5 protein-coding genes and 4 pseudogenes are annotated in these 9,661 nt (G+C 39.6%); 5 read left to right on the top strand and 4 right to left on the bottom strand.

The genetic code is table 11. The features are described 5' to 3' along the window. A pseudogene (locus MKL62_RS07815) lies at positions 1-900 on the bottom strand (IS3 family transposase); the annotation flags it as partial. A 273-nt stretch (positions 901-1,173) separates the two neighbouring features. Here MKL62_RS07815 and MKL62_RS07810 point away from each other — a divergent pair. Then, positions 1,174-2,337 (top strand): zinc-dependent alcohol dehydrogenase, encoded by a 1,164-nt coding sequence (locus tag MKL62_RS07810; RefSeq protein WP_001202406.1) that lies wholly within the window; start codon positions 1,174-1,176, stop codon positions 2,335-2,337. 133 nt (positions 2,338-2,470) lie between these two features. Here the strand turns inward: MKL62_RS07810 and MKL62_RS07805 are convergent. The 3 genes and pseudogenes from MKL62_RS07805 to MKL62_RS07795 form a co-directional block, all read right to left on the bottom strand. Continuing rightward, positions 2,471-3,408: pseudogene (locus MKL62_RS07805) on the bottom strand (IS5 family transposase). A 162-nt stretch (positions 3,409-3,570) separates the two neighbouring features. Further along, a complete protein-coding gene (locus tag MKL62_RS07800; protein WP_109850699.1) occupies positions 3,571-6,237 on the bottom strand; it encodes an excinuclease ABC subunit UvrA in 2,667 nt (888 codons plus the stop codon). Positions 6,238-6,279: 42 nt separating this feature from the next. Further along, a pseudogene (locus tag MKL62_RS07795) lies at positions 6,280-7,502 on the bottom strand (IS256 family transposase). A gap of 229 nt (positions 7,503-7,731) precedes the next feature. Here MKL62_RS07795 and MKL62_RS07790 point away from each other — a divergent pair. From MKL62_RS07790 to MKL62_RS07775, 4 genes and pseudogenes are all read left to right on the top strand, one after another. Continuing rightward, positions 7,732-8,271, top strand: coding sequence for a hypothetical protein (locus MKL62_RS07790; RefSeq protein ID WP_002055813.1), 540 nt, complete (start codon positions 7,732-7,734; stop codon positions 8,269-8,271). A gap of 161 nt (positions 8,272-8,432) precedes the next feature. After that, positions 8,433-8,735: a type II toxin-antitoxin system RelE/ParE family toxin gene (locus MKL62_RS07785; RefSeq protein WP_000286963.1), complete on the top strand. Its 303-nt coding sequence runs from the start codon at positions 8,433-8,435 to the stop codon at positions 8,733-8,735. Beyond that, complete coding sequence (locus MKL62_RS07780; RefSeq protein ID WP_000985610.1) at positions 8,736-9,017, top strand: addiction module antidote protein; 282 nt, start codon at positions 8,736-8,738, stop codon at positions 9,015-9,017. It begins immediately after the preceding gene. A 227-nt stretch (positions 9,018-9,244) separates the two neighbouring features. Continuing rightward, positions 9,245-9,661 (top strand): annotated as a pseudogene (locus MKL62_RS07775) (IS5-like element ISAba13 family transposase); the annotation flags it as partial.

The following is a 9,661-nucleotide window of genomic DNA, read 5'->3' as shown; positions in this document are numbered from 1 at the left end:
CATTTGATTTCAATACATCAATAAATGCATCACTGGTAAACTGACTGCCTTGGTCTGTATTAAATATTTCAGGTCGACCATATTTTTCAATAGCTTCATTTAATGTTTCTATGCAAAATGTAACCTCCATACTAATCGATACTCTATGCGCAAGTACCTTGCGGCTATGCCAATCAATCACAGCACATAAATAAACAAAGCCTTTTGCCATAGGGATATACGTTATATCCGTAGACCACACTTGATTACTGCGCTGAATAGCCAATCCTTTGAGCAGATATGGATATTTGCGGTGAGCTTGATTAGCCTGGCTTAAATTTGGTTTGCAATATAACGCATTAATGCCCATTTTCTTCATTAAAGTACGTGTATGACGTCGTCCTATATGATGTCCTTGACGATTCAACAAATCACGCATCATACGGCTACCTGCAAAAGGGTATTGCATATGTAACTCATCCATACACCGCATCAGCTTCAGATCTGATGCACTCACAGGTTTTGGGCGATAGTAATAACAACCACGGGAGACTTTCAGCAGCTGAGCTTGCTTAGATACTGAAATCTGAAGTGAGTCATCGATTAACTTTTGTGGTTGAAGCGGCCCAGTTTCTTCAACACACCTTCTAAAAAATCAATTTCTAATGCCTGCTCACCGATTTTTGCATGTAGTTTTTTTAGATCGATGGGTGGTTCTGTTGGAGCTTTTGATTGATCGAAAGCTTGCGAGGAAGCTGAAATCAGTTGATTTTTCCAGTCGATAATTTGGTTTTGATGAACATCAAATTCAGCACTCAATTCAGCAAGTGTTTTTTCTGCTTTAATCGCAGCAAGTGCTACCTTAGCTTTAAAATCATTTGAATGATTTCTTCTTGGTCTACGTGCCATAAAATACTCCATATATTGATGTTTATAACATCATTTGGGGAGCAAAATATCACTTATAAGTGTTGTTCAAATTTCCTGATCCACCTCTTTTCTATTCATTCGACACATAAGGTCACTAATTACGTAAACCCTATATAAGTTTATTTTTTAAACACTCGGATGTCTTATTTCATACATTAATTTACAGCGATTTCTTGGTGCATAAGGCTCTAATAAAAGTGTTTTTTATTTTTGGCAGCCTTGATACGAGTCTGTTTAATGTTGAACTAGAAAGAGGAAATCCGCATGCGTGCTCTTACCTATCATGGTGCTCGGGATGTACGAGTTGAATCCGTTCCAGATCCAGTGATTCAGGAACCAGATGACGTCATTTTAAGGGTGACAGCGACTGCCATCTGTGGCTCAGATCTGCACCTATACCGGGGTAAAATTCCGGCCACTGAAGATGGCGATATTTTCGGCCATGAATTTATGGGAATTGTAGAAGAAGTCGGCCCTGAAGTCACAGAAGTCAAAAAAGGCGACCGGGTAATTATTCCTTTCGTGATTGCATGTGGTCACTGTTTTTTCTGTGAACATGAACTAATGGCTGCCTGTGAAAATACCAATACCGGCCGTGGTGCAATTCTCAATAAAAAACAGATTCCACCAGGGGCAGCTTTATTTGGCTTTAGCCATCTGTATGGTGGTATACCGGGTGGTCAGGCTGAATATGTACGGATTCCCAAGGGCAATATCGGACCATTTAAAGTGCCAGGTTCCCTGCCTGATGAAAAAGTATTATTCCTGACTGATATTCTGCCAACCGCCTGGCAAGCAGTGAACAATGCCCAAGTTGGTCGAGGTTCCAGTGTGGCGATTTATGGTGCTGGCCCAGTCGGTCTGCTGGCTGCTGCCTGTGCGCGGATGCTCGGTGCCGAGCAGATTTTTATGGTCGATCACCATCCTTATCGTCTGAGTTTCGCACATCAAACCTATGGGGTGATTCCGGTCAATTTTGATGAAGTCGATGCCGCTGAATTTATCATTCAAAATACCACGGGTTATCGTGGAGTCGATGCCGTCATTGATGCGGTCGGTTTTGAAGCCAAAGGCAGCATGCTGGAAACTGTAATGACTAACCTGAAATTAGAAGGTTCGAGTGGTTCAGCGTTAAGACAATGTATTGCAGCGGTCCGCCGCGGCGGTGTGGTGAGTGTACCTGGAGTTTATGCCGGTCCAATTCACGGCTTCCTGTTTGGTGATGCCTTTGACAAAGGTTTAACCTTTAAAATGGGACAAACTCATGTGCATAATTACTTGCCGCAGTTGCTAGAACATATCGAAAATGGAGATCTGTCTCCAGATCTGATTATTACCCATCGCATGAAACTGGAAGATGCTGCGGAAGGTTACCGTATTTTTGATAAAAAAGAAGAAGACTGTCGTAAAGTAATTCTGACGCCATAAATATGATTAAAGGAAAGCGCCATCAGGCGCTTTTTTATTTTTTATCATCATTTTATCAATCCTCTTTTTCTTGTTTTTAAGGGCTTTGTTGCACAAAGATTTGAAATGCAAAGCGCCCCTAATTGAGCCAAATTTAAGGCGTAACTTGGGTAAATGGTCGACCTGATTCCGTAAATCTGTTGAGCACTGCTACACGTGCATGAATCTCATTGACTTGGCTATCAAAACTCCTTGCACTGAGTTTATCTCCTAATAATTTGATGCAATGCATCTTAGTTTCAACCAACTTCGCCAATGATAGCCTGACCATTTTTTCCATAGTATCCTGCCTAAACGTTTAACTGTTCGAAGTAATTCATTTCGTTCTAGCGAGCTACTCTTTGTATCTTTCCATGGTTTCGCATTTTTTCTAGGTGGAATCACCGCATGCGCTTGCCGATCTGCAATTGCAATGACCTGACGGCATTGCTTGGTGTCATAAGCTCCATCGGTATAAACAGAGTCAATCCGCTCATCTTGTGGAATCTGATTAAGTAAATCACCAAGCACCTGTGAATCACTGACATTATTGGTTGTAAGCTGAAATGCTCGTATTTGCAGGGTTTTGGCATCTATACCAATATGTAGTTTACGCCATTGGCGACGATATTCAGGTCCATGTTTCTTGCGCTTCCATTCACCCTCACCTAGAAACTCCATGCCTGTAGAGCCCATGAGTAGATGCAGCCCATCTCTACTTTTTTGGTAGCTGATTACAATATCAATATGCTTTTGTCTTCTACAAAGCGTAGTGTAATCTGGAGCTATCCAATTTAATCCGCAAAGTTTAATCAGACTTTGCACAAAGCCAGTAACCATACGTAAAGACAGACGAAATAAGGATTTAATCATTAAGCAGCATTGGATGGCTGCGTCGGAGTAGGTTTGATTTCGCCCTTGTTTGCCTTTTGATGGCGCATACCATTGCGTAGCAGGATCAAACCAAATGGCAATATTTCCGCGACTCATGAGTGCTCGGTTATATGCGGGCCAATTGGTTGTGCGGTAGATTTTAGGTGCGGGCTTATTCATTTGAAAATTATATTGTGGAATAAGCCTTTAGAAATAGGTTTGTGCAACAAAGCCCTTAGTTGAAAAAAATTTTAGATTTCATGCTCACACACCACCTAAAAAAAATATCTGATTGATTTTACAGGCTTTTAATTTAAGGTTTTATTCTACCCACTCGCAATATCAATGTTTAGTATCACGACTCACTAACTCATTAACTAAATATGGAGCAGTACGGCTATCTTGATTTTCTGTTATTTGTTTTGGTGTTCCTGCCACAACAATATTCCCACCAGCATTTCCAGCACCTGGTCCCACATCAATCACCCAATCTGCTTGTGCAACGGCACGCATATCATGCTCAATCATAACCACGGTATTACCCGCATCGACTAATCGCTGCAATTGAACTAACAATCGATCTACATCTGATGGATGCAAACCTGTAGTTGGCTCATCAAGTATATACAGTGTATTTCCACGCTGATTGCGTTGCAGCTCGGTCGCCAATTTAATACGTTGCGCTTCTCCACCAGATAGTTCAGTCGCTGGTTGCCCTAAACGTAAATAACCAAGGCCAATTTCCTTTAATAATTGTAGTGAACGAGCAATCGAGACCTCTCCATCAAAAAAATCACGTGCTTCATTGACGGTCATTCCTAATATTTCAGCAATATTACGTCCATTCCAGCGAATTTTCAGAGTGTCATCATTATATCGAGCACCATGACATGTCGTACAAGGGGCATATACACTTGGCATAAACAATAATTCTACACTGACAAAGCCTTCACCTTCACAAGTTTCACATCGCCCTTTAGCCACATTAAACGAAAAACGTCCAGCATCATAATGAGCTTGGCGAGCTTCAGGAGTCCCAGCAAATAACTTTCTAACATGATCAAATAAACCCGTATAAGTTGCCAGATTAGAACGTGGAGTACGGCCAATTGGTTTTTGATCAACCTGTACCAGACGCTGTATAGCCTCCACATCACCAGCCAGAGAACCCTGTGTAACCTCGGTAACCAACATTCCTTCATTTAAAGGATTATTTTCATTATTGTTTTCAGTTTCAGATTCATTGCCTAAATATGAAAGTACTAACTCGGGTAAAGCTTGAGAAACGAGACTAGATTTACCTGAACCTGAAATACCTGTAACTGCTGTAAGTACACCAAGAGGTATACGAGCATCAATATTATGCAGGTTATGTCGGTAAATATTGTTAAGTTCAAGCCAACCAGAGGGTGTACGTCCATAACTTTGAGTAACTGGGATTTTATTAAATAAATAACTTGCAGTACGTGAAGCTGAAATCTCACTTAAACCCTGAGGTACTCCACTATATAAAATATTACCACCTTGCTCTCCTGCATCTGGTCCAACATCCACTAACCATTGAGCACGACGCATGAGCTCTAAATCATGCTCTACAACAAATACGGAGTTTCCAGCGTCTCTTAATTTATCGAGAGAATCATATAATGACTGACTATCTGAAGGATGTAATCCAGCAGACGGTTCATCCAGTACATAAACTACACCAAATAGCATAGAACTTAATTGTGTTGCTAAACGCAAACGTTGTAACTCTCCCGCTGAAAGAGTCGGTGTGGCTCTATCTAATGTTAGATAACTAAGACCTAACTGGCGTAATTGATTTAAACGCCCCACCACACCATTTGCTAAACGCTGCGCAGCAATTTTCTTTTCATCTGAAAGTGCTGACGTACGTCTTACATCTGGAGATACAGAATGCACTGCTCTACCTGTTGTTGCTCGTTCAGATCTATCAAGTTGGGTTACTTTATTATTAGTCTTTTCTCCAGCATCATGAGCGTCGAAATTGCCTAGAACAATGGGCTCAAGCAGGCAAGTTAACTTATCCAAAGAAAGTTGCATAAACTCACCAATATCTACTCCAGCAAAGGTAATAGATAAGGCTTCTGGTTTAAGGCGTTTACCATGACAGGAAGGGCATATTTTTCCTTCCATAAAACGTGAAACACGTTTTTTCATCAACGTACTTTGGGTATTAGCAAAAGTATGAAGGACATAGCGACGAGCACCAGTGAAAGTGCCCATATAGCTGGGTTCTAGTTTACGTTTAAGTGCAGATTGAGTCTCAGCGGGGCTTAAACCAGCATAGACAGGAACTGTTGGGGTTTCTTCAGTAAATAAAATCCAGTCTCTATCCGATTGCGGTAAATCTTTCCATGGTCGATCAACATCATACCCTAGGGTTACTAGGATATCGCGTAAGTTTTGCCCGTGCCAAGCAGGTGGCCATGATGCGATAGCTCTCTCACGAATACTGAGTGTTGGGTCAGGAACCATTTTCGATTCTGTAACTTCATAAATGTGACCTAAACCATGACAGGTAGGACAGGCACCTTGAGGAGTGTTCGGTGAAAAGTCCTCGGCATATAACATTGGCTGATCGGCAGGATATGCACCAGCACGCGAATAAATCATTCGCACGAGACTTGATAAAGTTGTTACACTTCCAACAGAAGAACGGGTATTACTTGCACCACGTTGTTGTTGCAATGCTACTGCTGGTGGTAGACCATCAATAGCATCAACATCTGGTACTCCGGCCTGATCTATTAAGCGTCTTGCATAAGGTGCAACAGATTCGAAATATCTTCTTTGTGCTTCAGCAAAAATAGTTCCAAAAGCAAGTGATGATTTTCCTGAACCCGATACACCTGAGAAAACAACAAGTGCATTTCTTGGGATAGAAACATCTACATCCTTAAGGTTATGCTCACGTGCACCTCGAACTTCAATACAATTATTAGATAAAGTAATGTTATTGTGTTCACCAAAAGAATGTATTTTCATGTTTCTACGAGCCTGTAAATTATTTTGTGTTAGTCCCATTTTTTATAAATGATCTTTTAATCGATCATCGAACTGAATCGTAAACCAATTCATTGCTAAACGCCAATTTTGAATTGGCATGGTCCATTTTTTAGCAGCATTTGAAGTTGCTAAATAAATGACCTTTTTCACTGAATCATCAGAAGAGAAGATCTTTCTCTTTTTAGTTGAATGGCGGATCACGCTATTCAATGATTCAATTGCATTTGTTGTATAAATCGCATGACGTATTTCAGCAGGATAGCTAAAGATCGTTCGGATATTTTCCCAATTTGCCCGCCAGGATTCTCCAATTTTTGGATACTGGTGATTCCATTGATCGCACAAGATATCTAGGGACTTTAAAGCATTTTCCTCTGTACTTGCCTGATAGATCGCCTTCAATCCTGCTGTTACAGCTTTGTAGTCCTTCCAGCTCACAAATCTCAGGCTATTGCGTACAACATGTACGATACACAGCTGGATATCAGTATGAGGGTAGACAGAGGCTATCGCATCAGGAAAGCCTCTTAGTCCTGAGAAGCGCTGCTTCGCAAGGCAGGCTACAAGAATATCTTGCACTCCTCGATTTTTAAGCTCTGTCATGATTGACAGCCAGAATTTGGAACCTTCTGTTTGAGCAAGCCACCTGCCAAGAAGTTCTTTTTGGCCATCCAGGTTAATGCCTAATGCTAAATAAACTGATTTATTGATTACTGTTGAATGCTGACGAACCTTAACAACAATGCAATCTAAATAGACAACAGGATAAAGACTATCGAGTGTTCTATTTTGCCATTCTGTCACTTGTTCAATGACAGCATCCGTCACCTTACTAATAAGGGAGGCAGATACATCGGCATCGTACATTTCTTTAAAAAAGCAACAATTTCTCTATTTGTCATTCCTTTCGCATATAGCGAAAGAATTTGATCATCCATGCTAGTAATGCATGTTTGATGCTTCTTGATAATCTGTGGTTCAAAAGAGCCGTCACGATCACGAGGGATATCTAAAGCAAGCTGCCCATCTTGTGTTAGAACTGTTTTGGAGCTAAAACCATTACGTGCATTAGATCCTTTCTTAGGTTGATGCTTTTCATAGCCTAAATGTTCAGAAGGCTCAGTATTCAGAGCGGTTTCGATCATGAACTTTTTAAATATGGCTGTCATTTGGTTTAAATCTTCAGGAATTTTTAAACCTTTAGCTAATTCAGCTGCCATACTTTTGATTGTAGCTTCATCCATGTGAAGTACCTCTTTTTATTATCCTCAGTAGGATGAATGAAAATTAAGTACTTACACAAAATTTAGAACAGTCCCTGCTGATGTTCAGTTAATTGATATTCCTTTAACCAAGTCGCTACCAAAAATTGGTCATATGGGCTATTTCCGTAGTGACTCAAAAGTGCTCTGGGATAATGTAGTAACTGCCTTTGAAAGAATACTTTAATAACGATCCTTGAGAATAATAAATATGGAACATAAGTTTGACCTTTCTAATCTACTCAAAGTCTATAAAGCTTTGATTTGGATTACACTTTATGCTGCTGCTTTACATTTCTTTGATAATGTATATTTTTTCTTTCAATACCCAGAACCTGCTTGGCTCACACGGGAAATTGTTGCATTACTTTGGATACCGATTGCTTTAATGGCTCATCGTGCCGTAGATTTAATTTACACAGGTAAAGTGGAGTACGCTTTCGCAATAATTCATAGTTTTGTATTAGCCAACTGGATTTCATTGGGTCATTATTTATTTGCTTGCCCACAAGATGTATTACCCCGTATTAATATTGCAATTTTTATTCAAACCAGTATTGCTAGTGTACTATTTGTCATGACTTTATGGTTGCAAATCACTCGCTATCCGAAATCATTGCGCTATATCAAACCAACTTGGCTGAAAAATATTGCCATGTACTGCATATTAATTATTATTTTAGAGTCAATTTTTCCCTCTGATTTTCATGATTGGTGGTATACGTGGTTCATACCGTCAGATATACATTAACTTGAATCCTACTTAAGAAAAATGATCTTTTCCCTCTTACTAATATTTATTAGAAATAAGTCCATTTAACATAATGGCTGTTATATGAAATTCAGTGCCTCAGGCCTAAAGAACCAAGTTTATGTCTTGCAAAAACGTATCCTATAGGATACATTTTGCTTATGTACTCAATATATACCACAGAAGCCTTTGATGATTGGTTTACCAAGTTAAAAGATCAACAGGCAAAAAGACGCATACAAGTCCGAATTGATCGGGTTGAAGATGGGAACTTTGGAGATACTGAACCAGTCGGTGAAGGTGTTTCTGAGTTACGTTTCTTCTTTGGACCTGGCTATAGGATTTATTACTGCAAGCAAGGGCAAAGGGTCGTTATTCTCTTAGCAGGCGGAGATAAGTCTACGCAAAGTAAAGATATAAAACTTGCCCTACAATTAGCACAAGATTTAGAGGAGGAGCTGTAAATGGCTATCAAACTTCGTAAATGGGATAGTGCTGAGCATCTTAAAACAGAAGAAGATATGCAAGCTTACCTACAAGCCTGTATCGATGAATCTAATGGTGATGCTGCATTCATTGCTAAAGCTTTAGGTAACATTGCTAAAGCTAAAGGAATGGCTCAATTATCACGAGATACAGGTCTAGGCCGAGAAAGTCTTTACAAAGCACTTTCTGGTGATGTTAACCCTAGTTTTGATACTGTGATTAAAGTTGTAAAAGCACTGAATTTACGCTTAGCAATTTAAAAAAAGTTATTTAAAAATGGAGCTTTAAGCTCCATTTTTAAATTTCATATAAGGTGTATTATGTTAATTTTAGAAAATATTAATAATTAGAAAAGAAAAATGCAGATCTCAAGATCTGCGTTTTTTTCAAGAAAGTATTTAAAGCCTTCTAGAGAATTTTTCTCTATCAGAGAGGCTTTGTTGCACAAACCTATCTCTAAAGGCTTATTCCACAATATAATTTTCAAATGAATAAGTCGACACCTAAAATTTATCGCACAACCAATTGGTCTTCATATAACCGAGCTCTCATTAATCGTGGAAATATTGCCATTTGGTTTGATCCTGCTACGCAATGGTATGCCCCATCAAAAGGCAAACAAGGACGAAATCAAACTTACTCCGACGCAGCTATCCAATGCTGCCTAATGATTAAATCTCTCTTCCGATTGTCTTTACGCATGGTCACTGGCTTTGTTCAAAGTCTCATCCATCTTTGTGGGTTAAATTGGATAGCGCCAGACTACACTACAATTTGTAGACGACAACAGCATATTGATATTGTGATTAGCTATCAAAAAAGTTGTGATGGACTGTATCTAATCGTTGACTCTACAGGTCTGAAATTCTTAGGTGAGGGTGAATGGAAGCGTAAAAAACATCAG

This window comes from Acinetobacter sp. AOR01_HL, from assembly GCF_027855455.1.
GTDB lineage: Bacteria > Pseudomonadota > Gammaproteobacteria > Pseudomonadales > Moraxellaceae > Acinetobacter > Acinetobacter baumannii.
Note: the sequence above shows the minus strand (reverse complement) of the source record. Positions and strands in the feature narration are given on the sequence as shown.

Excerpts from the sequence above, each read along its gene's own strand:
- MKL62_RS07780 (WP_000985610.1), top strand. The coding sequence starts at position 8,736 with ATGGCTATCAAACTTCGTAAATGGGATAGTGCTGAGCATCTTAAAACA.
- MKL62_RS07790 (WP_002055813.1), top strand. The coding sequence starts at position 7,732 with ATGGAACATAAGTTTGACCTTTCTAATCTACTCAAAGTCTATAAAGCT.
- MKL62_RS07800 (WP_109850699.1), bottom strand. The coding sequence starts at position 6,237 with ATGAAAATACATTCTTTTGGTGAACACAATAACATTACTTTATCTAAT.
- MKL62_RS07810 (WP_001202406.1), top strand. The coding sequence starts at position 1,174 with ATGCGTGCTCTTACCTATCATGGTGCTCGGGATGTACGAGTTGAATCC.
- MKL62_RS07785 (WP_000286963.1), top strand. The coding sequence starts at position 8,433 with ATGTACTCAATATATACCACAGAAGCCTTTGATGATTGGTTTACCAAG.